At 68.9% G+C, this 21,355-nt stretch carries 25 protein-coding genes and 2 pseudogenes; 15 read left to right on the forward strand and 12 right to left on the reverse strand.

All coding sequences use genetic code 11. From position 1 onward, the window contains the following. Both ABZ463_RS39955 and ABZ463_RS39960 read left to right on the forward strand, forming a co-directional pair. Window positions 1–999 (forward strand): annotated as a pseudogene (locus ABZ463_RS39955) (phospholipid carrier-dependent glycosyltransferase); the annotation flags it as partial. Between the two features lie 110 nt (window positions 1,000–1,109). Then, window positions 1,110–2,324, forward strand: a complete 1,215-nt coding sequence (locus tag ABZ463_RS39960; protein ID WP_362785033.1) for a hypothetical protein — start codon at window positions 1,110–1,112, stop codon at window positions 2,322–2,324. Window positions 2,325–2,387: 63 nt separating this feature from the next. Here the strand turns inward: ABZ463_RS39960 and ABZ463_RS39965 are convergent, their stop codons facing one another. Together ABZ463_RS39965 and ABZ463_RS39970 are read right to left on the reverse strand one after the other, a co-directional pair. Further along, on the reverse strand, window positions 2,388–3,482 hold the full coding sequence (locus ABZ463_RS39965; RefSeq protein WP_362785036.1) for a L,D-transpeptidase: 1,095 nt from the start codon (window positions 3,480–3,482) through the stop codon (window positions 2,388–2,390). A 197-nt stretch (window positions 3,483–3,679) separates the two neighbouring features. Then, entirely contained in the window at window positions 3,680–4,414 is a 735-nt protein-coding gene (locus ABZ463_RS39970; RefSeq protein ID WP_352014160.1) for a Clp protease N-terminal domain-containing protein, read from the reverse strand. A 92-nt stretch (window positions 4,415–4,506) separates the two neighbouring features. Here ABZ463_RS39970 and ABZ463_RS39975 point away from each other — a divergent pair, with 92 nt between their 5' ends. Beyond that, window positions 4,507–5,046, forward strand: a complete 540-nt coding sequence (locus ABZ463_RS39975) for a DUF4240 domain-containing protein (protein ID WP_352014161.1) — start codon at window positions 4,507–4,509, stop codon at window positions 5,044–5,046. A gap of 44 nt (window positions 5,047–5,090) precedes the next feature. Here the strand turns inward: ABZ463_RS39975 and ABZ463_RS39980 are convergent, their stop codons facing one another. Further along, on the reverse strand, window positions 5,091–5,516 hold the full coding sequence (locus ABZ463_RS39980; RefSeq protein WP_352014162.1) for a nitroreductase family deazaflavin-dependent oxidoreductase: 426 nt from the start codon (window positions 5,514–5,516) through the stop codon (window positions 5,091–5,093). Between the two features lie 196 nt (window positions 5,517–5,712). Between ABZ463_RS39980 and ABZ463_RS39985 the strand changes: the two genes are divergently transcribed. Then, window positions 5,713–6,024 (forward strand): DUF6059 family protein, encoded by a 312-nt coding sequence (locus ABZ463_RS39985; RefSeq protein WP_362785040.1) that lies wholly within the window; start codon window positions 5,713–5,715, stop codon window positions 6,022–6,024. A gap of 17 nt (window positions 6,025–6,041) precedes the next feature. On the opposite strand, the gene ABZ463_RS39990 is transcribed toward ABZ463_RS39985, so the two are convergent. Continuing rightward, the gene (locus tag ABZ463_RS39990) at window positions 6,042–6,944 is read right to left on the reverse strand and encodes a LysR family transcriptional regulator (protein ID WP_362785043.1); all 903 of its coding nucleotides are present in this window, start codon (window positions 6,942–6,944) and stop codon (window positions 6,042–6,044) included. A 98-nt stretch (window positions 6,945–7,042) separates the two neighbouring features. On the opposite strand from ABZ463_RS39990, the gene ABZ463_RS39995 reads away from it, so the two are divergent. Beyond that, entirely contained in the window at window positions 7,043–7,411 is a 369-nt protein-coding gene (locus ABZ463_RS39995; protein ID WP_352014165.1) for a nuclear transport factor 2 family protein, read from the forward strand. Window positions 7,412–7,431: 20 nt separating this feature from the next. Here the strand turns inward: ABZ463_RS39995 and ABZ463_RS40000 are convergent, their stop codons facing one another. After that, window positions 7,432–8,301, reverse strand: coding sequence for a helix-turn-helix transcriptional regulator (locus ABZ463_RS40000; RefSeq protein WP_352014166.1), 870 nt, complete (start codon window positions 8,299–8,301; stop codon window positions 7,432–7,434). 185 nt (window positions 8,302–8,486) lie between these two features. Here ABZ463_RS40000 and ABZ463_RS40005 point away from each other — a divergent pair, with 185 nt between their 5' ends. Next, entirely contained in the window at window positions 8,487–9,554 is a 1,068-nt protein-coding gene (locus ABZ463_RS40005; protein WP_352014167.1) for an aldo/keto reductase, read from the forward strand. Here the strand turns inward: ABZ463_RS40005 and ABZ463_RS40010 are convergent, their stop codons facing one another. The 4 genes from ABZ463_RS40010 to ABZ463_RS40025 all read right to left on the reverse strand — a co-directional run bounded on the left by ABZ463_RS40010 (window position 9,555) and on the right by ABZ463_RS40025 (window position 12,285). Further along, window positions 9,555–10,052 (reverse strand): hypothetical protein, encoded by a 498-nt coding sequence (locus ABZ463_RS40010; RefSeq protein WP_362785047.1) that lies wholly within the window; start codon window positions 10,050–10,052, stop codon window positions 9,555–9,557. Window positions 10,053–10,161: 109 nt separating this feature from the next. Then, on the reverse strand, window positions 10,162–10,812 hold the full coding sequence (locus ABZ463_RS40015; RefSeq protein ID WP_362785049.1) for a hypothetical protein: 651 nt from the start codon (window positions 10,810–10,812) through the stop codon (window positions 10,162–10,164). A gap of 20 nt (window positions 10,813–10,832) precedes the next feature. Then, window positions 10,833–11,405, reverse strand: a complete 573-nt coding sequence (locus ABZ463_RS40020) for a sigma-70 family RNA polymerase sigma factor (protein WP_362785052.1) — start codon at window positions 11,403–11,405, stop codon at window positions 10,833–10,835. Between the two features lie 547 nt (window positions 11,406–11,952). Then, window positions 11,953–12,285 carry a hypothetical protein gene (locus ABZ463_RS40025; protein ID WP_362785055.1) on the reverse strand — a complete coding sequence of 111 codons (333 nt, stop codon included), beginning with the start codon at window positions 12,283–12,285 and terminating at the stop codon, window positions 11,953–11,955. Between the two features lie 70 nt (window positions 12,286–12,355). On the opposite strand from ABZ463_RS40025, the gene ABZ463_RS40030 reads away from it, so the two are divergent. The 4 genes from ABZ463_RS40030 (at window position 12,356) to lepB (ending at window position 15,205) form a co-directional block, all read left to right on the forward strand. Beyond that, window positions 12,356–13,285 (forward strand): ADP-ribosylglycohydrolase family protein, encoded by a 930-nt coding sequence (locus ABZ463_RS40030; protein WP_352014172.1) that lies wholly within the window; start codon window positions 12,356–12,358, stop codon window positions 13,283–13,285. Next, entirely contained in the window at window positions 13,282–13,944 is a 663-nt protein-coding gene (locus ABZ463_RS40035; RefSeq protein ID WP_362785059.1) for an SDR family NAD(P)-dependent oxidoreductase, read from the forward strand. Before ABZ463_RS40030 ends, ABZ463_RS40035 begins: the two co-directional genes overlap by 4 nt. A 235-nt stretch (window positions 13,945–14,179) precedes the next feature. After that, window positions 14,180–14,500 (forward strand): antibiotic biosynthesis monooxygenase, encoded by a 321-nt coding sequence (locus tag ABZ463_RS40040; protein WP_352014174.1) that lies wholly within the window; start codon window positions 14,180–14,182, stop codon window positions 14,498–14,500. Between the two features lie 234 nt (window positions 14,501–14,734). After that, entirely contained in the window at window positions 14,735–15,205 is a 471-nt protein-coding gene (lepB, locus tag ABZ463_RS40045; RefSeq protein WP_362785092.1) for a signal peptidase I, read from the forward strand. A 162-nt stretch (window positions 15,206–15,367) separates the two neighbouring features. Here the strand turns inward: lepB and ABZ463_RS40050 are convergent, their stop codons facing one another. Further along, entirely contained in the window at window positions 15,368–16,582 is a 1,215-nt protein-coding gene (locus ABZ463_RS40050; RefSeq protein WP_362785062.1) for a WD40 repeat domain-containing protein, read from the reverse strand. A gap of 139 nt (window positions 16,583–16,721) precedes the next feature. On the opposite strand from ABZ463_RS40050, the gene ABZ463_RS40055 reads away from it, so the two are divergent. Further along, window positions 16,722–17,315: a hypothetical protein gene (locus tag ABZ463_RS40055; protein ID WP_362785064.1), complete on the forward strand. Its 594-nt coding sequence runs from the start codon at window positions 16,722–16,724 to the stop codon at window positions 17,313–17,315. Window positions 17,316–17,353: 38 nt separating this feature from the next. On the opposite strand, the gene ABZ463_RS40060 is transcribed toward ABZ463_RS40055, so the two are convergent. Further along, window positions 17,354–17,725: an SDR family NAD(P)-dependent oxidoreductase gene (locus ABZ463_RS40060; protein WP_362785066.1), complete on the reverse strand. Its 372-nt coding sequence runs from the start codon at window positions 17,723–17,725 to the stop codon at window positions 17,354–17,356. A 267-nt stretch (window positions 17,726–17,992) separates the two neighbouring features. On the opposite strand from ABZ463_RS40060, the gene ABZ463_RS40065 reads away from it, so the two are divergent. The 4 genes and pseudogenes from ABZ463_RS40065 to ABZ463_RS40080 all read left to right on the forward strand — a co-directional run bounded on the left by ABZ463_RS40065 (window position 17,993) and on the right by ABZ463_RS40080 (window position 20,135). Continuing rightward, window positions 17,993–18,376 (forward strand): DoxX family protein, encoded by a 384-nt coding sequence (locus ABZ463_RS40065; RefSeq protein WP_362785068.1) that lies wholly within the window; start codon window positions 17,993–17,995, stop codon window positions 18,374–18,376. 487 nt (window positions 18,377–18,863) lie between these two features. Next, window positions 18,864–19,169, forward strand: coding sequence for a hypothetical protein (locus ABZ463_RS40070; RefSeq protein ID WP_362785070.1), 306 nt, complete (start codon window positions 18,864–18,866; stop codon window positions 19,167–19,169). Beyond that, a pseudogene (locus ABZ463_RS40075) lies at window positions 19,166–19,267 on the forward strand (sigma factor); the annotation flags it as partial. The gene ABZ463_RS40070 and the pseudogene ABZ463_RS40075, both read left to right, overlap by 4 nt. Window positions 19,268–19,340: 73 nt before the next feature. Beyond that, complete coding sequence (locus ABZ463_RS40080) at window positions 19,341–20,135, forward strand: sigma factor-like helix-turn-helix DNA-binding protein (protein WP_362785072.1); 795 nt, start codon at window positions 19,341–19,343, stop codon at window positions 20,133–20,135. Window positions 20,136–20,461: 326 nt separating this feature from the next. On the opposite strand, the gene ABZ463_RS40085 is transcribed toward ABZ463_RS40080, so the two are convergent. After that, window positions 20,462–21,349, reverse strand: a complete 888-nt coding sequence (locus ABZ463_RS40085; RefSeq protein ID WP_362785075.1) for an NmrA family NAD(P)-binding protein — start codon at window positions 21,347–21,349, stop codon at window positions 20,462–20,464. Window positions 21,350–21,355 lie beyond the last annotated feature (6 nt).

A 21,355-nucleotide genomic window follows, 5' to 3' on the forward strand; every position in this document is an offset into this window, starting at 1 on the left:
TTCGCCTGCCTGGTCGCCGACCGCGACCACGCCAGGCGCAGACTGGTCGACTGGTACGAGAACTCCCCGATCAGCGACCAGGGCCCCTGGCTGGGACTGCGGCCCTGGCGGATGGCCGCCGGAGTGCTCCTGGGCGCCGCCTGCGCGGTGAAGTGGTCGGGAGTGTTCTACCTCATCGCCTTCGCGGTGATGACACTGCTGTGGGACGCGGGAGCCCGCCGCGCCGTGGGGCTGCGCAGGCCGTACAGCGGGGCGCTGGGCAAGGACCTGCCGACGCTGCTCGGAGCGGTCGGCCTGCTGCCCGCCCTCACCTACCTGGTCTCGTGGACCGGGTGGTTCATCAGCGCCACCGGCTGGGGCCGCAACTGGGCGCAGGCCACCTCACAGGGACCGGCGTTCTTCGTCTTCGACTCCATCCGGTCGTGGCTCAACTACCACTTCCAGGTGCTGAGCTTCCACACCGGCCTGTCGACCCCGCACAACTACCAGTCGGAGCCGTGGAGCTGGCCGCTGCTGCTTCGCCCCGTGGCCTTCTTCTACGAGGGCCCCAAGAACGCCTGTGGAGCCGATACCTGCTCACAGGCCGTCCTCGGCGTCGGCACCCCGGTCATCTGGTACGGCGGGCTCGCCGCCCTGGTCGCCATGATCGCCTGGTACGTGGCCACCAGGGACTGGCGGGCCGGAGCCGTCCTGCTCGGTTACGCCGCGGGCTGGCTGCCCTGGTTCTACTGGGCGCTGGCCGACCACCGCACCATGTTCATGTTCTACGCCATTCCCATGGTGCCGTTCATGGTCCTGGCCATCACCCTGGCGGCCGGGCTGATCATCGGCCCCGCGAACGCCATACCGTCGCGGCGGCTGCTCGGCTCCGTGGTGGTCGGCGCGTTCACGGTGATCTCGATCATCAACTTCTGGTGGCTCTATCCGGTGCTGACCGCCGAGATCATTCCCTACGCGGATTGGAGTTCCCGCATGCTCTTCAAGAAGGGGTGGATCTGAGCTCCGGCTCACGATCCGCTTAGCACCGATTTCCTAGGGTAGGCGACGTGCGCGATCCATTACGTCACGTTCATCGTCAGGGCAGGCCCGCATACGGCAGACTTCGAAGCATGCCTGCACCGGACGTGGCCGCGCTTCTGTCCGAGCTTGAGCGGTCCGAGCCCGACTGCGCCGAGCGCGCCCGTAACGCGGTCGACTGGCTGACCGGCGGCGAGCCGTTGGAGACGATCACCGAGCTCAACGTGTGCGAGTTCCTCTGGTACACGCTGCCGACCAAGGCCCGCGGTGACCGGGCCGCGATCGCCCATGCCCTGAGCCGCCTGCTGCGCCTGGGCGGTCTCGAACGTTACGCCGCGATCTGCGTCTCCCCCACCACCACCAGGATTCTGCGCGTCTACGCCCACGCCGGTGAGGAGGCCGGGATGGCCGCCTACCAGAGCGCGCTCGACGCCACCGGCGTGCTCCCGCCCGACGTCCCCGAGCTGCGGTGGAGCTCGATCATGGGCCCCGAGGAGCTGGGCGCGCACGGCGCCTGCTCGGCCGCCCTCGAACTGGCCATCGTCTCGGGACAGCTGAGTCCCGACTCGCGGGAGCGGATCGCGCTGACCCGCCGCTGGCTCACCACGCCCCGCGCCGAACTCGGCGGGGACAACTGGCTGCACCGGGTCCAGGGCGAACGGCTCAACCGCTGGGTGCTGGGCAGGGGCACCGCGTGGCGCGAACTCGCCCAGCCCTTCGAGGTGTGCCTGCACGCCCCGATCCCCGCTCCGGAGAAGGACCACCTCGAAGCGCTGCGGTGGCTGCTGAGGGTGGGCGACAGGCCCGGCGGCGTCTCACTGACCCAGCGCCACAACCTGGCCCGCGCCGTGCTCGCGGAGAGCACCTGGAGCGCCGGGGAACTGGCCGCGGCCAGGGAGATGGCGCAGACCCAGCTGGGCGCGCTGCACCGGGTCGGCAGACGCCTGGTGACCACCTCGATCGGGCAGCGACTGCTGGCCGACCCCGTCCTGCTCTGGGAGTCCGCGGCGGCCGCGTTGCTGACGCCGGTGCCGGGAGAGAACGACTTCGGCGCCTCGGCGCGGGAGGTCGCGCTGATGCTGCTGGTCGACGGCTCCCCCGCCGAGCGCGAGCACGTCACGGCGGTGATCGACTGCGAGAAGTGGCAGGCGGCCGAGGTCGAGGCTTCGCTGACCGAACTCGGGCGGCGTCTGGACGCCTTCGGGCTCAGGGTCGGGGGCAGGCTGACGCCCGCGGGCCGTTCCGCCGCCCTGGCCGCCCTGCGCACCCACGCCCTGCGCCCTCGCCAGTACGTCAACCTTCCCTGACCGGACGGGCCCGGCTCTCCGTGTCATGGAGAACCGGGCCCGCCGTACGGGAAGGGGTGCGTGTCAGACGCCGCTCTCCTGGCCCGCCTGCTCCTCACCCGTGTCCGGAGGTGTCGCGGGCGCGCTGGGCGTGGGGGTCGGCGTGGGGGTCCCGGCCGCGGGCAGGGCGCTGCCCTTCTTCCACTCGGTCCAGCTGAGCTGCCAGAAGCCCCAGCCGTTGCGCCAGTCGAGCTTGCGCTTGGTGCCGGCGATCTTCACGACGTCACCGCGCTGGGCGATGCCGTAGAACCACTTGGCGCCCTCGGGCGTGGCGCGCACGCAACCGTGGCTCTGGTTGGAGCGGCCGAGGTACTGGTAGTAGCCCGCGCTCTGGTGGACGTACTCACCGCTGTCGGAGATCCGCACCGCCCAGGGGATCTCCTCCTTGTAGTAGCGCGGGTCCTTGGGGTCGGTGACGCCGAGCCAGGAGGAGGTCATGGTCTCGACCGCCTTCTTGCCCATCGTGAGGTGGACGCCACTGGTGGTGAGGTAGACGTCGACCCCGTTCTTGACCAGGCCGCCCCGGCCCGCGCTGATCGGGATGGTCTTGGCGAGCTTGCCGTCCCGGTAGACCTTCATCAGGTGCCTGGTGGTGCTCACCGTCGAGATGTTGGCCGTGCCGATCGCGAAGCGGCGGCTGACGTCCTTGGCCGCCTCGTTGCCGGGGATCTGGCTCAGGCGGGCGGTGAAGAGGACCTTCTGGTGCGGCTTCCAGTAGGTCTTGGTGCGGTAGATGACCTTGCGGTCGGAGACCCAGCGCCAGGCGCCCTGGACCGGCTTGTCCGCCTGGACTTGGAGGACGGCCTCGGCCGCGGCCCGCTTGGCGACCGCCCTGTCGAAGGTGACGATGATCGGCGCGCCGACGCCGATCCGCTCGACCTTCTCTCCCATGGGCGTGATGTCGGCGATGCCGAGTATGGGCTTGCCACGTCGTGCGGTCTTGGCGGCCTTACCCGCCGCGGGAGGCGGAACCGCCGCCTTGTCCGTGGCCGAGGCGGCGCTGGACACGGACACGGGCGCCGCCTGTACAGCCGAGCCGCCCTCCCCAGCGCAGGCCGCAACGGCGGCGAGGGCCACGAGGGCGAGCGAGGCCTGGGCCGTCCGCCTGATGGTCTTCACGGTCTGCTCCTCATATGCATGCTTCCGCGCCCGTTTGAGCTACTGGCGCGCTCCATATGTGAGACAACCGAAAACCGCGTTATGCGTACCGGATCACGCAACAATTAGATAACAGAGTGATTGGTGGGGTTTGGCAGCGTTCCCACCAGGGGGAACGCCGCGACCGTCGAACAGCCGCGGCGCCCCGGAGGATGAGGTCAGCCCTGGCCCTTCCGGGCGGCGAGGAAGGCTGCGAGGTCCTCCCCGATGCTGGCCTCGGCGGCGGCCTTGTCGATCCCCAGGCCCGACAGCACGCCCTGGCCGTCCTCGAATTCGAGCAGGGCGAGCAGGAGGTGCTCGGTTCCGATGTAGTTGTGCCCCAGGCGCAGGGCCTCCCGGTGGGTGAGTTCCAGCACCTTGCGCGAGCGCGCCTCGTACGGGATGAGGTCCGGCACCTCGGCCGCCGCCTCGGGCAGCAGGGCGACCACGGCCTGCCTGAGGGCCTCCGGCGTGACCCCCTGCCTGCCGATCGCCTTGACCGCCAGCCCCTGGGGCTCGGCCAGCAGGCCCAGCACCAGGTGCTCGGGGAGGACCTCGTCGTTGCTCGCGGCGTGGGCCTCGTTGTGCGCGGCCATCACGACGTTCCGCGCCCGGTCGGTGAACCGGCCGAACATCTGGCTGGGGTCACCGGAGGCGTCGCCCTTGGCCACGAAACGCTTCTGTACCGCCTGCTTCGTCACCCCCATGCTTCTGCCGATGTCCGTCCAGGAGGCGCCGGAACGCCTCGCCTGGTCGACGAAGTGACCGATCAGGTGGTCCGCCAGCTCACCCAGGTGGTCGGCGACGATGACCGCCCCGGAGAGTTGCGCGAGCGCGTCCGAATGGGACTTCTTGATGGCCTCGATCAGATCGTCGAGGCGAACCTGGTTCGTCATGCGAACTGAATCCGTCATGCGTCAACCATAGGTTGACGCCATGTGACCGTCAACCCAAAGTTGACGCCATGGAACCCTTTTTCGTCCGCCTCCTCTGGCACCATCCAGCCATGGACCAAGACGACTTCTGGGCGACCATCGAACGAGCCCGTGCCCTGGGCGGCCCTCTCCACGAGGCCCTGGAGACGGTCCTGGCGGACATGCCGGCCGAGGCGATCGTCGACTACAGCCAGCACTACGACGAGCACGGGGCGGCGCTCCACCGCTGGGACGTCTGGGCCGCCGCCTACCTGATCGGCGGTGGTTGCAGCGACGACTCCTTCATGGACTTCCGGGCCGGCGTCATCGCCCAGGGCCGTGAGTGTCACCGGATCGCCCTCACCGGCCCGGACCGCCTCGCGGACCTTCCCCTCGTCCTGGCGGGCGACGGCGAGGACCTCTTCTACGAGGACTTCGTCTACGTGCCCGCCAACGCCTACAGGCGCCTCACCGGCGGCGACGACCTGTTCGCGGCCCAGAGGGCGCGATACCCGCAGCGACTCGACGAGCCGGACATGGGCGAGGACTTCGACTTCGACGACCCCGCCGAGATGCGCCGCCGCCTGCCCCGGCTGGCGGCCCTGCTCCTGGACGACTCCCCCCGCACATGAGACGCAGGGCCGCCTTTCACAGAAGGCGGCCCCGCCCGGTGAGCTCAGTGAGCGCGCAGGACGACCATGGGGATGACCCGTGTCGTCTTCTCCGCGTAGTCGTTGAAGCGCGGGTTCTCCGCCACCATCAGGGCGAAGAGCCGGTCGCGCTCGGCGCCCTCGGCGGGAACCGCGGTCGCCTGATACTTCTCCGCGCCGATCTCCACGGTCACCTCCGGGTTGGCCACCAGATTGTGGTACCACGCCGGATGCTTCGGCGCCCCGGCGTAGGAGGCGGCCACGGCGACCGTGTCACCGTCCCTGACGTAGACCGCCGGGGTCGTGTGCGGCCTGCCGCTCCTGGCCCCCACCGTGGTGAGCAGAAGGAGGGCGGCCCCCTCGAAGAAGCCTCCGACCTTCCCCTTGTTCGCGCGGAACTCCTCGATGACGGCCTCGTTCCGGCTCTTCGGCGTCGGTGCGTCTGTGGACATATGTCGACTCCTCTGTGGGACGCTGACGGGCTCGTTCCAAACGATCCCTGTTCATGGAACACGATGGCACGCGTCGTCTCCCGCGACGTTCGCGGGCACTTCCGAAGACAGCCGGGACGAAAGATGTGGGAGGTGCCGCCGTCGTGGGCATGATCTCCGTCACCACACCAGGGCCGGACAAGGAGCGACGATCGCCGTGCGACCGAACAGACCCGCGCCGTCATGGAAGCTGAGCCGGAGGCTGCTGCGCCTGGCCTTCAACGTGGCGGAGCACATCGGCCCTTCGCTCGCCTCGATGCACTGGCACATCCCGCGCGAGGCCTACACCCCGCCCGCCGAGCCCTGCGACCGCTGCCCGTCGCCCTTCGGCCCGCCGCCCGGCCACCCGGAACGGCTGATCCCGGAGGTCGGAGCCACCAGAGCCGAGCGCGCGCTCTGGGCCCAGCTCGACCTGGGCGCCATCGCGAACTCCAAGGCGTGGAACCAGCGCCGGTGCCCGCACACGTGAGGCCCTGACGGCGGCGGTCAGTCCCCGTCCTGCGAGGGGTCCACGCCGGCGAACGCCCGCCTGCCGTACACGAGCAGCTCACGCACGGCGGGGTTGTGCGTGTCCCGCCAGACCAGCGCGAGCAGCGCGGGCACCTCGGCGTCCTCGATCGTGAGGACCGCGAGCCGGTCGCGGTGCCAGGCGGCCATCGAGTCGCTGAGGACCGCGACCGCCAGGCCGCGGGCGGCGAGGTCGGCCACGGCGTCGGCGGCACTGGCCTGCAACGCGACCACCGGGGTGAGGTCGCGGGCGGCGCAGGCCCGGTCGAACACCGTGCGCAGCCCCGTGCCCGGCGGCATGCACACGATCGGGTGGGCGGTCAGGTCCCGCAGGGTGACACTCGGCCGCTCCGCCAGCGGGTGACCGTACGGCACGGCCGCGACGAGTCCCTCCCTGACGACCGTCAACGCCTCCAACCCCTCGGGGGTCGTGCCCGCGCTGCCGACGAGGGCCAGGTCGGCGGTGCCCGCGCGCACCTCCTCGACGAGCCGGTCGGAACCTGCCTCGAACAGTGAGATCTCCACCCCGGGATGGGCCCGGTGGAAGGCCGCCAGGGCGTCGAAGAGCGGCGTGACGGTGCAACCGACGACCATTCCGACCGTGAGGCGCCCCCTGACCAGGCCGGTCACCTCCCCCACCGCCCGGCCGAACGCGGCGGCCCCGGCGAGCGCCGCGCGGGCGTGCCCGAGGGCGGCCTTGCCCGCGACCGTGAGGGTCACGACGCGCGCCGAGCGGTCGAACAGCTCCGCCCCGACCTCCCGTTCGAGCTGCCGGATCTGGGCGCTGACCCCGGACTGGCTGATGCGGACCCGCTCGGCCGCCCGGGTGAAGTTGCGCTCCTCGGCGACCGCGACGAAGTACTCCAGCTGCCTCAGTTCCATAAGCATGGATTCTAGTTACGAGAAGAACAATCTGTTGGACTTCTGAAAAGGGGGTGACAAGACTGGAGAACGTCCGAACCGACGACCAGGAGGACCCCATGACGGAGTACGAGAAGGCCATGCGCCCCGAGGACATCACCCGGCTGTTCGTCGAGCGGTCCAACGCCGGTGACGCGGCCGGGGTCGCCGCCCTCTACGAGGAGAACGCGGTCCTCGCCTACCCGCCCGGCGGCCGGACCGTCGGCCGGGAGGCGATCCGCGTGCTGTGGGAGAAGGTCCTGGCCAACCGGCCGCGCTTCGAGGCGGAGGAACCGCTGCCGACCCTGGTGAGCGACGACATCGCCCTCACCTCCACCCCGCCGAAGGACGGCTCGGGCGCCCGGGCCCAGGTCGTACGGCGCCAGCCCGACGGGAGCTGGCTGCGCCTGCTCGACCAGCCCGAGTTCGTCACGCCTCCCGCTCGCTGAACCCGCGGCCTTCGAGGGCCCTACCCGACGGCCCGGTGGAGCGTGCGCCGGCCGTCCTCGGCCTCGCGGGCGATGGCGTCCAGGGCGGCCTGCGAGGCCGCGTCGGAGGCCCGGTAGATGACGAGCCGGTGACCGGGGTCCTGCAACGGGTTCAGCACCTCGAAGTCGACGGTGAGCGGCCCCACCCTGGGATGCATGAGCGGCTTACGGCCCCGGCCGTTCACCTTCACATCACGGAGCGCCCACAGACGGACGAACTCCTCGCTCTGCTCCTGCAACTCGGTGACCAGGTCGCCCAGCGCGGCGTCGTCGGTGTGGGCGGCCCACGCCGCGCGCAGGTCGGCGATGCCCTCGCGCATCACCCGCTCACGGTCACGGTAGAAGTCGTGCAGCCCGGGGTGGACGAAGCAGAGCCAGAGCGAGTTGCGCTGCCGGGCGGGCACGGCGCCGAAGTCCAGCATCAGCGCGGCCATCTCACGGTTCCAGGCGAGAATGTCGAACCGGTGGTCGAGCAGCATGCACGGCAGTGGCGACAGGTCGTGGACCAGCCGGGCGACCGGCGGGGGAACCTGCCTCGACGGCGGAACCCGGGTCACCGCCCGCTGCCCGACCAGGTCGAACAGGTAGGCCCGCTCGTCGTCGCTCAGCCGCAGCGCCCTGGCCAGGCCGTCCAGCACCTCCGGCGAGGGGCGCAGCCCCCGCCCCTGCTCAAGGCGGATCACGTAGTCGACGCTCACCCCGGCCAGCTCGGCGACCTCCTCGCGCCTGAGGCCGGGAGTGCGGCGCGAACGTCCGCTTCGCGGAAGCGCGAGGTCGTCGGGTGCCAGCCGTTCACGGCGGGTGCGCAGGAACACCGCCAGCTCGTTGGTCACGTACGCGTTGCCGTTCACCGTCTCGATCCTACCTCCGGCCCCCTGGAAGGGCCGGTCCCCGGGCCTCGACGCCGATGTCGCCGTTGGGCGGGCGAAGGCCTCCGGTTGCCTGGGAGAGCCAGTCCCAGGAAGGACCTTCACTGGTTGGCCGTACGTGATCGTTCCAGCATGGGAGAAACGAATCCGGCACACAGGAGGCCATCGTGTCCGAACCCGTCTCCCTCGACCTCTACCGGCTGCTCGGCCGTTCCGGCCTGCGCGTCTCCCCTCTCTCCCTGGGCACCATGACCTTCGGGTCCGACTGGGGCTGGGGATCGGACAAGGACGAGGCCCGGCAGATCTTCGACGCCTATCTCGACCGGGGCGGCAACTTCGTCGACACCGCCAACCAGTACACCAACGGTACGGCGGAGCGGTTGCTCGGCGAGTTCGCGCACGGCCGCCGCGAACGTCTGGTGCTCGCCACGAAGTACACGCTGGCCACCCGCCCCGGCGACCCGAACTCGGGCGGCAACCACCGCAAGAGCATGATCGACTCGGTCGAGGCGAGCCTGCGCAGGCTGAACACCGACTACATCGACCTGCTCTACCTGCACGCCTGGGACGGCACCACCCCGGTCGAGGAGGTGCTGCGCGCCATGGACGACCTGGTCAGGGCGGGCAAGGTGCTATACGTCGGCATCTCCGACACCCCCGCCTGGCAGGTCTCACGCATGCAGGCGATCGCCGACCTGCGTGGGTGGAGCCCGCTGATCGCGCTGCAGATCGAGTACAGCCTGATCGAGCGGACCGTCGAGCGTGACCTCATCCCGATGGCGCGTGAGATGGGGCTCGGGGTGATCCCCTGGTCCCCGCTCGGCAGTGGCGTGCTGACCGGCAAGTACACCCGCGCCGATCTGGAGACCGGGGCGGTGTCGGCCACCGCCGAGGGGACGCGGAAGGACATCGCGGTGTCCAACGGCTCCCTGACCGAGCGTGGTCTCGCCATCGCCGACGTGGTCAAGGAGGTCGCCGCGGGCAGGGGCGCCACGCCCGCGCAGGTCGCGCTCGCCTGGACGCTGCTCAACCCGGCGGTGACGTCCTCGATCGTCGGAGCCAGGACCCTCAAGCAGCTTGAGGACAACCTGGGCGCCCTTGAACTGCGCCTCACCGAGGACGAGGTGACCGCCCTCGGCGAGGCCAGTGCCGTCGAGCTCGGCTTCCCGCACGCGTTCCTGACCAGCCCGATGCCCCAGGGCCTCATCTTCGGCGGCACCAGGGTCGCGCGCTGATCAACGCACGGCGGAGAGCTCTCGTGTCCTGCGCGCCGTGACGCCCGCGGCCCACAGCGCGATGCCGATGTAGAGGATCTGCTCGGGGACCCGCTGCCACAGCGGTGTCGCGGGCTCCCCTCCGAGGGTCGTCCCGGCCAGCACGGCGTAGACGTTGGCCGGGAGCATGAGCACGAACAGCAGTGCCAGGCAGATCCCGGCCGCCCGCCGGGTGGCGGGAAGCACCAGCCCGACCGCCCCGGCCAGCTCCAGGACCCCGGTCAGGTAGACCACGAAGGCGGGCAGCGGGACGAACGGCGGAACCATCGCCACCATGTCGGCGTGGTTCGGCATGAACGTCACGCTCGACGGGACGAAATGGGCACTGGCCGTCATGACCAGCATGACGGCCAGCCCGCAGGCGGCGCTCATCCTCCAGGTGGCGAAGCGCGCCACGCCGAACACCGCCCCCGACAGACGGAAGCACAGCGTGGCCACGAAAAGAACGATCACGGTCATAGAACTCACCTTCCTTGGATAGTGATGTTATCCAACGTTCGATAGTGGCGCTACCTAACGAACTTCGCCGGTGAGTTCCGTGCTCCGCGGTGGCCCGCCCTGCCCGGGATCAGCTCCCCGCGGGCGGGAGTCCCTCGGGGCCGATCACGTCCCAGGACGGATCGTCGATGACCACACAGGGCTTGACGGGGCCGTCGGTGACCTGGAAGAGGAACTGCCACAGCGCCCTCGGCCTCTCCGGACCGGAGGTCTGGTCATCGTTCTCGGTGAACTCCATGACCACGGTCCAGTTCGGCTTGATCTTCTCCGGGTAGATCTTCAGGCCGCCCCCCGGCACGGTGTCGTACGCCTGACGTGAGGGCGTGCCCTCCATCGCCTCCAGGACCCGCTTCCTGACCCCGGGGTCCTTGCTCCGCAGCTCCTCGGGGGTGAAGGACGGCTCATCGATGGTGGTGAACCGCCCCGGGGCGCACCTCTTGCCGGGCCGGACGTAGGAGACGTCCGCCTTCAAGCCCAGATCGGCGAGGTCCCGCTCGACCTGGTCCGAGTTCCGGAACTCGTTGATCTTCAACGTGATGGATCCGTCCGGGTTCTCGGTCAGCGCGTACGCCGAGCTCTCCGTCCCCATGACCATCGGTACGGCCACCAGCGCCGCGGCGGCCAGGCCCGCCACCGCCACCCCCGTCAGCAGCCGCCGGCGCATGGGCCTGCGGACGGGCCCCCGCGCCATCCGCTCGCTCATCTCTGTCTTGAGTTCCATGAGCAGTCTCTCCTCGAAATTCATCGGAGTCCTTCCATGACCGTGGGGGAGGTGACGCCGGGAGCGTGGCGCAGTGCGCGGCGGGCGCGGTACAGCCGGACCCTGGCGGTCCCCTGCCGGATGCCGAGCGCGGTCGCCGCCTCAGGGATGGAGAGCTGGTCGACGACGACCAGTTCCAGGACGGCGCGTTCGCTCTCCGGCAGACCGGCCATGGCCTCGAAGGCCCGCCGGACCGGGCTCTCCGCGTCCAGACGTTCCTCAAGCCGCAGCAGGTCGTCCGCGTCGAGGAGCCGCCGTCCGCTGATCCTGCTGGTGAGACGCAGCTCGCTCGCCGTCCGCCGCCGCTCCGCGGACAGGGTGTTGCGCGCCACGCCGTACAACCAGCCGATCTCACTGCCCAGGCCAGAGCGGTAGGTGTGCGCCGAGTCGAGCACCGCGACGAAGACCTCCGCGACCAGGTCGGCGACCGTGTGCGGATCGTCCACCCTGCGGGCCATGAATCGCGTGACCGCTTCGACGTGGCGCCTGTAGAAGGCTTCGAAAGCCTCGGGATCGGTGGAGATCTCCACCGATCCCGTGTGTTTGAGGCGCACTGGCCGTGCTCCCTTCGTCGTCCTCCCGAACACGTCAGTGCTTGGAAGAAGGCAAAAGAAGCGTTACATGCCCAACCCCCACGATCCCGACAACCTTCGGCGTCCTCCGGTCACGTGAGGAGGCGAGCATGCCCCTGGAGCCGAGCGGTAGGCGCCGGCGAAACCACGATGAGGCGCCCGGGCAGCTTCTCCAGGTCGTACATCCGCCGCCAGGTGAGGATGCGCTCGCCGTCCGGTGCGGCGGAGGGCCGACGCGCGCCCGCCATGATCACCCCGCTCGGAGCAGGCGCGGTCGCCGTACCCGCCTTGTTCGGAGGCAGATCCTTGCTCAGAGACAGATGGAGCCGGGCCGCGGGATCCGTCGCCCGGCCGATCGGTTCGAGGCGCTTTCCGGCCGTCCGCGCGGAGGACACCCGTCCTGGCGCGCGGTCACCGTACCCGGCCGGAGGGCCACTGCGACCCGGCGGGAGAACCTCCGCGACTCGGCACGGAGCCGCCATGGCTCAGCCGGAGAACCGCCGTGACTCAACCGGAGAACCGCCGTGACTCAACCGGAGAACCGCTGTGCGAGGTCCCGGGCCCATCGTGCGGCCTCGGCCGCCTGGTCGCCGGGGACGGGCGCGCCGGGCATCCGGCTCAGGCGCTCCACCTGCTCGGCGAAGCCGAGACACTCCCGGTGCGCGTGCTCCCGGCACGGCAGACAGGTGACGCTCTCCGGGCGGAGCGAGGTCATCGCGTAGGGCACCCGAAGCCCGCACCCGGTGGTGACGACGCTCGGACTGTCGGGCACGAGCCCGAACGACGAAACGATCACATTGCGAAAGTCGGCACCGGCCCGCAACACCTGCCGCCCGACGTGGACGTGCGGATCAACCTCCACACCGCCTCCATCCGAGTCGTCTGCGAATGAGACTAACGCGGTCCACCGGGCCGGTCAGTACCCTGCTGTTGTGGATCACTTGGAGCGTGCCGCCGGGGCGGTCGTCGGTTCGGCGGTCGGTGACGCTCTGGGCGCGCCTTTCGAGTTCGGTCCACCAGGTGCGTTCTCCGCCCGCTTTCCGGCGCCTGGCTCTGGAGACGAGATGAGCGAAGGTGGTGGTTGGAATGCCGGGGAGGCCACCGATGACACACAAATGGCTGTTCACGTCGCCGAGTCGCTTCTGGAACGCGGCGGCCTGGACCTGCCGGACATCTTCACGCGTTTCCTGCGCTGGGCGGCCGACGACCCCAAGGACATCGGGCTGCAGACCGAGGACGTCCTGACGCGTGGCCTGCCCTGGGATCAGGCCGCCGTCGCCCACTACCGCAGCAGTCACCGCGCGGCGGGCAACGGCTCACTGATGCGGGCCACCCCTTCAGCGGTGTACTTCGCCCCCAAGGGACGGCACGTCACCATGGACGCCGCCCGCCGCATCGCCGCCCTCACCCACGGCGACCCCGCGGCCTGGGAGGGCACCGCGATCTTCCACGACCTGGTCCGCGCCGCCTTGAGCGGTGTCGACCCGTTGGACTCCCTTTCCCTGACCCTCTCCGCCGTTCACCCCGACCACCGGGAGCGATACGCCGTCGTCCTGGCGCCGGACTGGCATCCCAGCCAGGCCACCGAGTCCAACGGCGCCGTCTGGGCCTGCCTCGGTTCGGCGGTATGGGCTCTGCGCACCACCCGGGGCTACGAGGACGCGGTCCGCGCCGCGATCGACCTGGGCGGCGACACCGACACCGTCGCCGCGGTCACCGGCGGCCTGGCCGGGGCCGTCCACGGGTTGGCCGCGATCCCGACTCGCTGGACCGAGCCCCTCCATGTCCCGCTCCCGGGAAGCGGCGGCCGGGTCCTGCGCCTGTCACACCTGCTCGACCTCGCCCATGGGCTGGCATCGTGAACGTACTGGTGACCGGGGCCACGGGTGGGATCGGGAGGGTGCTGGTCGACGCGCTCACCGAGGCGGGACATCGGGTGATCGCCGTGGGCCGTGACGTCGGGCGGCTCGACGTCCGTGGCATCGAGGCCGACCTGGCCAAACCCGCCACCCTGGCCGCCGCGCTGGAAGGGCTGGAGGACATACAGGCGCTGGTGCACTGCGCGGGCGTCTCCCCCGTCGAGGCCGTCGCCGAGAGCGACCCTGAGACGTGGCGACGGACCCTGGCGGTGAACGTGGCCTCGGCCGCCGAGCTCGTACGGCTGACGCTGCCCGCGTTGCGTCGGTCCGGAGGTCACGTGATCTTCGTCAACGCCTCGCCCGGGATGACGGCGGTCCCCCGCTGGTCGGCCTTCGTCGCCAGCAAGGCGGCGCTGCGGGAACTGGCCGAGTCGCTGCGCGCGGAGGAGGCGGCCCACGGGGTGCGTGTCACCACGGTCTTTCCCGGGGGAACGGCGACCGACCTGCTGGGAGAGGTCAGGCACGCCTTCGGGCGCCCGTACGACCCCGGACTGTGCATCCAGCCGCGGTCTCTGGCCGCGATGATCGTCTGGGTTCTGAACGCGCCCCCCGACGCCTACGCCTGCGAACTGTCCGTACTGCCGGCGCCGCATTCGCCCTGACAACAGCGGGCTTTTCCCAGCCGTTCCGCGGACCGGGCAGCACCACAAGAACCAGGACGGTCGGCGAAGTAAGGCGCGCCCGAATGAAACGATAACGGTCGGTGATCGCACGATTCTGTTCGGCGGCGCCATATCCCCCAGCAGGGGCATTCGGCCCGGCAGAAAGCAACTCCGGCGAGCGGGGCCCTCTCTGATATCAAGCGCGCCAAAACGGAATTGTCAGTAGCATAGACGCATGACGCCTATTACACCCCCCTACTACGCGGTGATCATCACCCAGAAGCTGAAGGACACCGGCCTGGAGGGGTATGACGAGATGGCGGCCCGGATGGTCGAGCTCGGCACCAAGTGGCCGGGCTATCTGGGCCGTGAGTCCGTCGCCAGAGCCGACGGCCACGAACTGACGGTGATCTACTACGCCGACGCCGAGTCGATCGCCGGCTGGAAGGCGGACGTCGAGCACCTGGAGGCGCAACGACTCGGACGCGAGCGCTGGTACGAGTACTACGACGTTCAGATCGCCCGGGTCGAACGCGCCTACAGTTTCAGGTCCTGAACATTCACAGGGCGCCTCTTTCCGCCTCGCGGCGACGAATCCATAACCTGGAACCGAAAACCGCGTTCCGGGTCTTCCTCTGGGAACGAAACACGCGCCGTGGAGGTGGAATGAGATCGTGACAAGAATCGCCATTTCAGAACTGCGTGTGAATCGGATAATGCCCGGGTGGTATTCAAAGGACTGAGGGCCCTACTCGTGGTGTTACTCATCGTCCCCACGACCGCCTGCGGGATGGTGGAGGACATCACGGGAAGAAGAGGCTTCCGAACCGGAAGTGCCGCGATGGAGCCCACCATCAAGAAAGGTCAGCACTTCATCGCCCGCATGGTCGGCGCAGACTTCGTTCCGAAGACCGGTGAGGTCATCCTCTACCGGCCACCCGCGTCCTGGACCGACCCGAGTTCCCAGCCGGACACCGGTTTCCGCATAGCGCGGATCATCGGCGCTCCCGGAAACTCCGTCAGTTGCTGCGACGCCACCGGGAAGGTGGTGGTCAACGGACGCTCGCTGTCCGAGCCGTACGTGTCCGCACATCCGGCCTCCGCCGCGGACTTCGAGCTCGACGTACCGCCGGGCCGACTCTGGATCATGGGTGACAACCGCGACATATCCGCGGACTCGCGCTATTACCAGGACACCGCCGAGCACGGCACGATCGCGGTCTCGGACGTCGTCGGCGTCGTGGACACCAGATCCAGCTGAGCCTCAGTCCGGGTCACCCGGACGACCTGTCGGTGGGCCTCCCCGGCTTCCGTGAGCGATGGACACCGCGTCGAACCGAGACAGCCGTGAGAAACCAGGGGCGCCCGTCGTCCCCGGTGAGACAGACCTCTGTTTGGGATCACCTGTTGCGACAGACGTGACTCATCTCGCGTAGGCGCTCAGATCCCGCACCCGCACGTCGCCGTCGCCATCCCCGGTGACGGCGACCGCTTTTCCACCCACATGTCCGACCGCTACGTCTCCGACCCAGCTGGCGTATCTCATTCGTTCGCCCAGCGGTCTGTGCGTACGTAGATCCCAAACCCGCACGGCACCGCCGCCGTTTTCGTCGTCGCCACCGCCGGTGAGGGCCACCGGCCGACCGTTGATCTCTTCGACCACCACTGTCCTGACCCCATGGACATGGCCGGCCGCCATCGGTGCACCGATGAGCCGGTGGGTGGTCAGGTCCCACACCCGAACGTCCTTATCGTCGCTGGAGACAGCGATCTGTCTGCCGTCCACCCGTCCAAGCGCGACATCCCCGACGCCGGCGCCGTTGGTCATCGGATCGCCGATCTGTTCGCGGGTGGTCAGGTCCCACATGCGTATCGTGCCGTCAACGCTGCCGGTGACGGCGACCGCTCGACCGTTCACCTCTCCGAGCGCCACAGTCGAGACGAAGTCGGTGTGTCCGATCATCGGATCGCCGAAAGGTTCGTGTGTGGCCAGGTCCCACACCCACACAGGCAGTTCATAGCCGGAGTCGCCCCAGCCCGCCGCAACGACGACGACGGCTCGACCATTCACCTCCCCGACCGCAAGAGCATCGACGCGTTCGGTGTTGCCGAGCCTTATCGGTTCACCGACGAGGCCGCGCGTAGCCAGATCCCAGATCCGTACGGTGTTGTCGTAGCCGCCTGTGACGGCCACCGGCCTGCCGTCCACTTTCCCGAGTGCCATCGCCACGACGCCCTCCGGGTGAGCGACGATCGGTTCGCCGATCGGATCGCCTGTGGTCAGGTCCCACACCCGCAAGGTGGTGTCGTCGGGGCCACTACCGGCGCTTACGGCGACCGGCCTGCCTTCCAGTTCCCCCACCGCCGCCGCCCCGACAGGGTCGTCGTGATGCCCCAGCAGATCGAAGGAAGGCCACACGACGACGGCCAACGCTCCCAGAAGTGCCAGTGCGACGACCCACCGGAGACTTCGACGGAAGAACGACGGTCGCGCCGATACGGCTGTCGGCTTCATGGAGCCGGACCGAGCGGAGGGGAAAGATCGGTCGTCCACCGAGGGGTCACCCATACCCGGCGCGGTTGGACCGCCGGCAGAGGCATAGGAACCGTCCGTGTCCAGCCGCACCAGATCAGACACCACTCACCGTCCCTTGTGGCCGGTTCTCAGCCCGAGGGCGACCGGAGGAGTCAAACGATCACAGACGGCCGAGAGTAATGGCAGTACTCCTGGCACACCAGATCATGCAGACACCCCTGTTCTCCACCACAATGATCATGTGATCGATTACTACCGTGGCTTCTTCGAGCGGCATCAGTGGCTGGAGAACGGTCTCTCCTGGACCGTGGTGCTGCCCCTCAACGAAGAGATCACGGTGGATGACCTTCTACGGCGGCTGAACGGAGGTCGCGACCCCGAGCAGCGCGTCATGGACCATCCCGGGGAAGAGGCCATGGACGAAGGCCGCCCCGTACTCCTCGTCTCCGAGGGAGAAGGAACCTGGGGCTTCCTCGAACTCGCCTACGGCTTCGGCCTGTCCGACCGCGTCCTGACCGAACTCAGCAGGGAGTCACGCGTATGGATGGTGACCTGGCACTTCAACGGGGGATACACGATCCTCTACGCGGCCGACGGCAAGATCAGGGCACGAATGCGCGACTTCGTCTTCACCGAGCACCGCATTGAGGAGGGTGATCCGAGCATCTTGACCGACTTCCGCGCCATGCTCGACGCGCTTGGCCCGGAGGACTACCGCGGTAAGCGCAGTGCGGCGTTCGCCTTCATCGAGGCGGCCACCGGCATGGACCTGGACGGTGAGTTGCCGGTTGTGGAGAACGCCCCCGTCGTCATCCTCGACAACCCCGACGCCTGACCCGGTCATCGGCCAACGCCCCCGTCACGGGTGACGGCTCACCCGTTGCGAGGACGTTCGCCGACGTTGGTGTCGTAGACGGAGTGAATCTCGTCAACCGTCGCGTCCGCGGGTGCGACGGCCCTTCCCGGCGCGCCGGCGTTGTTGATCAACACGTCCAATCGGTCGGTGTGCTCCCGAACGAGCCGTACCGCGTCTCTCACCGACTCCTCCGAGGTCACGTCCAGCGGGACCATGATCACGTTCGCGCCGCCGGTGGTCAGCTTGGCCGCGGCCGCCTGTCCTCGACCCTCATCACGCGAGCCGAGGAAGATCGTCCAACCCTGCTCGCCGAGCCGCCGGGCCGCCTCAAGGCCGAGCCCCTTGTTGCCTCCGGTGATCAACACCGAGGTCCGCTCCGAGTTCGTCATGCCCCCTGAGACGAGGTGCTCCGCCGAGCTGTGACGCGGTGCGAGCGCCATCACAGCCGGGAACCCGTTGCGGACGCTGGTGTCCGGTGCCGACCGACCGTGTTCGTCGATCAACCAGTCGCCGGATCAGGATCATCGCCTCCGGCGAAGGTCGGGATGGGGACGCGCCCGACAAGGCCGTACGCGCGCGGATGCTCGGAGATGTCACTGGTGGGGTTGTTGTCTCGTCTAGGGCGATGCAGGCAATTCTCGATCGAGGAGTAGACGATGAACCTCGCGTTGTGGATCGCTGCCGGGCTGCTGGCCGTGGTAGCGCTGAGCGGCGGCTTCACCAAGATGTTCGTATCCACGGAGAAACTGGCCGCCTCTCCCGGTGGTGGGTGGACCGGAGACATCGGCGCGGGTTTCGTCAAGACCCTGGGGGCCCTGGAGTTCCTGGCCGCGGTGGGCCTGGTCCTGCCTGCCGTACTCGGCATCGTGCCGGTTCTGGTGCCGGTCACCGCGCTCTGCTGGATCCTGCTGATGATCGGCGCGGCGATCACCCATGGTCGACGTGGCGAATCCGCGTTCGTGGTGGTGAACCTGGTCTATCTCGCGGTTGCGGCGTTCATCGCGTGGGGCCGCTTCGGCCTCTGGTCCTTCACCGGCTGAGGGGGGCGACACAGGGACGGTGGCCAACCATGGAGAGTGATGATCATGCGAGTGTTCGTGGCAGGCGGGAGCGGGGTCCTGGGGCAGCGACTGGTGTCGCAGCTCGTGGCGCTAGGTCACCAGGTGACGGCCACGACGACGAGCGCTACCAAGGTGTGGTCACTGGCGAAGCTGGGCGCGGAGGGTGTGGTGACGGACGGCCTGGATGCGATGTCGGTCGGTGAGACGGTGGCCACGCCTCATGGAACGGCATCCGGCAGGGCGGATGGGTGAAGACCGAGGAAGACCCGCTGGATCCGTAGGAGGGTACGGTGGCGCACGCCGAGGCGGCGGCGATCCGTCATGTCGAGGAGGCGGTTGTCGAGGCCGGCGGTGCGGTACTACGCCATGGCGGTCTGTACGGGCCGGGGACCGTCGACGACCAGGTCGAGCTCATCCGCAAGCGGCGGTTTCCGCTGGTGGGGGCGGTACCGGCTACTCCTCCTGGGTGCATCTGGACGACGCGGCGAGCGCTACGGTCCTGGCGGTGAAGCAGCAGGCCAGAGGGGTGTTCAACATCGTGGACGACGAACCGGCCGCGGTCGGCGAGTGGCTGCCGTATCTGGCGAAGTGCGTGGAGGCGAAGCGGCCGAAGCGGGTGCCCGCATGGCTGGTGCGGCTGCTGACCGGGCAGGTGGCGGTGACGATGATGACCGAGGGGCGCGGATTCTCCAACGCCAAGGCCAAGCGGGAGCTCGGCTGGCAACTGCTTTACCCGTCGTGGCGGCAGGGATTCAAGGAGGAACTGGCATGAGCAGGACCGAGGAGTTTCAGGAGCTGCGGCCGCTGCTGTTCTCGATCGCCTACCGGATTCTGGGCAGCGTGAGCGAGGCCGAAGACGCGGTCCAGGAAACTTGGCTGCGCTTCGAGGCCGCCCCAGCCGAGCCCAGGTCGGCCAAGGCGTACCTGTCGGATCTCGATCGACGTGCTGCGCTCAGCCCGCGTCCGACGGGAGGAGTACGCCGGACCGTGGCTCCCCGAGCCGCTGCTCGCCGACCCTTACCACGACCCGGAGCGGTCGGCGGAGCTGGCCGACTCGTTGTCGATGGCGGCATTGGTGCTGCTGGAGCGGCTGTCCCCGCTTGAGCGGGCGGTCTTCGTGCTGCGTGAGGTGTTCGACTTCGGCTTTTCCGAGGTCGCGTCGGCCGTGGGGCGATCGGAGGCGGCGTGCCGCCAGCTGGTAGTGCGGGCGCGGCGCCATATGGCCGCAGGCCGGCCCCGCTTCGAGGCGGCCCGCAAATCGCGGGAAGAACTGGCGTCGCGGTTCTTCGACGCCCTTCGCGAAGGCGACGTCGCCGGCCTGCAGAAACTCCTGTCCGCCGACGTATCGATGGTCGGCGACGGCGGAGGCAGAGCCCCGCAGCTGGCCAAGGCCGTCTTCGGCGCCCAGAACGTGGCCCGGCTGCTTGCCTCCGTCTTCCCCCAGATGGCTCTGATCGGCGTGACGTTCGAGCCGCATGAGATCAACGGCCAACCGGGCGCGGTCTTCCGCGGCCGAGACGGCAAGGTACTCCACATCCTGGCGCTCGACGTACTCGACGGGCGGATCCAGACGATCCACGCGGTGATCAACCCCGACAAGCTCGGGCACGTGGGCCCAGTGGCGGATGCCTGGGCAATCGACCGCGAAGTAAGACAGGCACGCCAACTCACGAAACAGCAGACTGCACCTCGAACCCTGCTCCAAGAGCTGTCCTTGAGTGAGTCTGAGCTGGGGTGACTGCCGGGTGGTGACTCCGGACCCGTCGGTCACCCGCCCACCCGACCCTTCCCGGACACCTGCTCCGCAGCCCCAAACCAGGACGAACCCAATTCGGAGACCCCTGAAACGACAAGATCTCGTCTGATCGCGATGATCAGACGGGACCCGTCAACCTCAGTCCAGCCGTTTCAAGAACGGCTCCGGGTGGGGCGTTCACGAGTGGGTGTGGCCTGGGCGGCTAGGCTCCTTGGAAGATGGCTTCCCAGGCGAGGTTGCTCAGGGCGAGGCTTGCGGTAGCGCGAAACTTGAGGACCACTTTCAGCGCCGCCCTCATCGAAGGGTGTTCAGCCCCAGCTGGGCTGCTGAGCGAGCACCTGGTCCCAGTCAACGGTCTGCGCCCAGGCCTGGTAGGAGTGCCAGCCCACTTCCGGGAACTCCGCATGCAGCGCGGCTATATCGGTGTGCGCCCGGTTGTCCTCGAAACTCTGGAACATGTCGGCGATCTCGTCCCCGGCCCACTGGCGGATCATCGGAATGGGAATGTTCTCGTACGGCACGGGCGAGCCGATGGCCTCAGACAGGAACCGCGCGGCTTCCAGGGTGGTCACGCTGTCGGAGACGACATCGATCGCTCTCCCGTACAGCTTGGCGGGGTTCTCGATCGCATGGACGGCCATGCCGGCGATGTCCAGCACGGAGACCTGGTCGAGCTTGCGGTCAGGAGAGAGCGGGAAGGCGTAGACACCCTGGTTCAGCCGGGTCAAGCCCACGTTGAGCGCGTTCTCCATGAAGTAGGCCGGCTGAACACTCGTGAAAGTGGTGCCTTGCTCGATGAGGTAGCGGTGCACGACCTGCTTGGCGGAGGCATGCTCGACGGTGAAGTCGACGCCGCTCGCCGCCCCCTTGACCGAGGAGTACACCAGGTATGCGCCCGCCACCCCCGCCGCGTCGGCGAGGGCGCGGCCTTGGGCGATCTCCTCGGCGGCGCCGTTCTCGCCGAAGGGAACCGTCAGCCCGAAGATCGCGTCCATGCCTTTCGCCGCCCTGGTGAGGGCTTCGCGATCAGCGAGATCTCCGACCGCGAGGCGGATGCCCTGCGCGGCGAGCGCGTCCGCCGCCGGGGTCGCGGGGTCGCGGACGTAAGCGACGGGTTCGTGGCCGTGCTTGAGGAGGCGTGCGACGACGGCGCCGCCCTGCTGGCCGGTGGCTCCTGTGACGAGGACACTGGTCATGAGATC

It is taken from the genome of Streptosporangium sp. NPDC020145 (genome assembly GCF_040631275.1).
GTDB lineage: Bacteria > Actinomycetota > Actinomycetes > Streptosporangiales > Streptosporangiaceae > Streptosporangium.

Bases quoted from the DNA above. Each gene is read 5' to 3' on its own strand.
- ABZ463_RS39960 (WP_362785033.1), top strand. From the start codon at position 1,110: ATGCCTGCACCGGACGTGGCCGCGCTTCTGTCCGAGCTTGAGCGGTCC.
- ABZ463_RS39970 (WP_352014160.1), bottom strand. From the start codon at position 4,414: ATGACGGATTCAGTTCGCATGACGAACCAGGTTCGCCTCGACGATCTG.
- ABZ463_RS39975 (WP_352014161.1), top strand. From the start codon at position 4,507: ATGGACCAAGACGACTTCTGGGCGACCATCGAACGAGCCCGTGCCCTG.
- ABZ463_RS39980 (WP_352014162.1), bottom strand. From the start codon at position 5,516: ATGTCCACAGACGCACCGACGCCGAAGAGCCGGAACGAGGCCGTCATC.
- ABZ463_RS39990 (WP_362785043.1), bottom strand. From the start codon at position 6,944: ATGGAACTGAGGCAGCTGGAGTACTTCGTCGCGGTCGCCGAGGAGCGC.
- ABZ463_RS39995 (WP_352014165.1), top strand. From the start codon at position 7,043: ATGACGGAGTACGAGAAGGCCATGCGCCCCGAGGACATCACCCGGCTG.
- ABZ463_RS40010 (WP_362785047.1), bottom strand. From the start codon at position 10,052: ATGACCGTGATCGTTCTTTTCGTGGCCACGCTGTGCTTCCGTCTGTCG.
- ABZ463_RS40015 (WP_362785049.1), bottom strand. From the start codon at position 10,812: ATGGAACTCAAGACAGAGATGAGCGAGCGGATGGCGCGGGGGCCCGTC.
- ABZ463_RS40040 (WP_352014174.1), top strand. From the start codon at position 14,180: ATGACGCCTATTACACCCCCCTACTACGCGGTGATCATCACCCAGAAG.
- lepB (WP_362785092.1), top strand. From the start codon at position 14,735: ATGGTGGAGGACATCACGGGAAGAAGAGGCTTCCGAACCGGAAGTGCC.
- ABZ463_RS40060 (WP_362785066.1), bottom strand. From the start codon at position 17,725: ATGACGAACTCGGAGCGGACCTCGGTGTTGATCACCGGAGGCAACAAG.
- ABZ463_RS40065 (WP_362785068.1), top strand. From the start codon at position 17,993: ATGAACCTCGCGTTGTGGATCGCTGCCGGGCTGCTGGCCGTGGTAGCG.
- ABZ463_RS40085 (WP_362785075.1), bottom strand. From the start codon at position 21,349: ATGACCAGTGTCCTCGTCACAGGAGCCACCGGCCAGCAGGGCGGCGCC.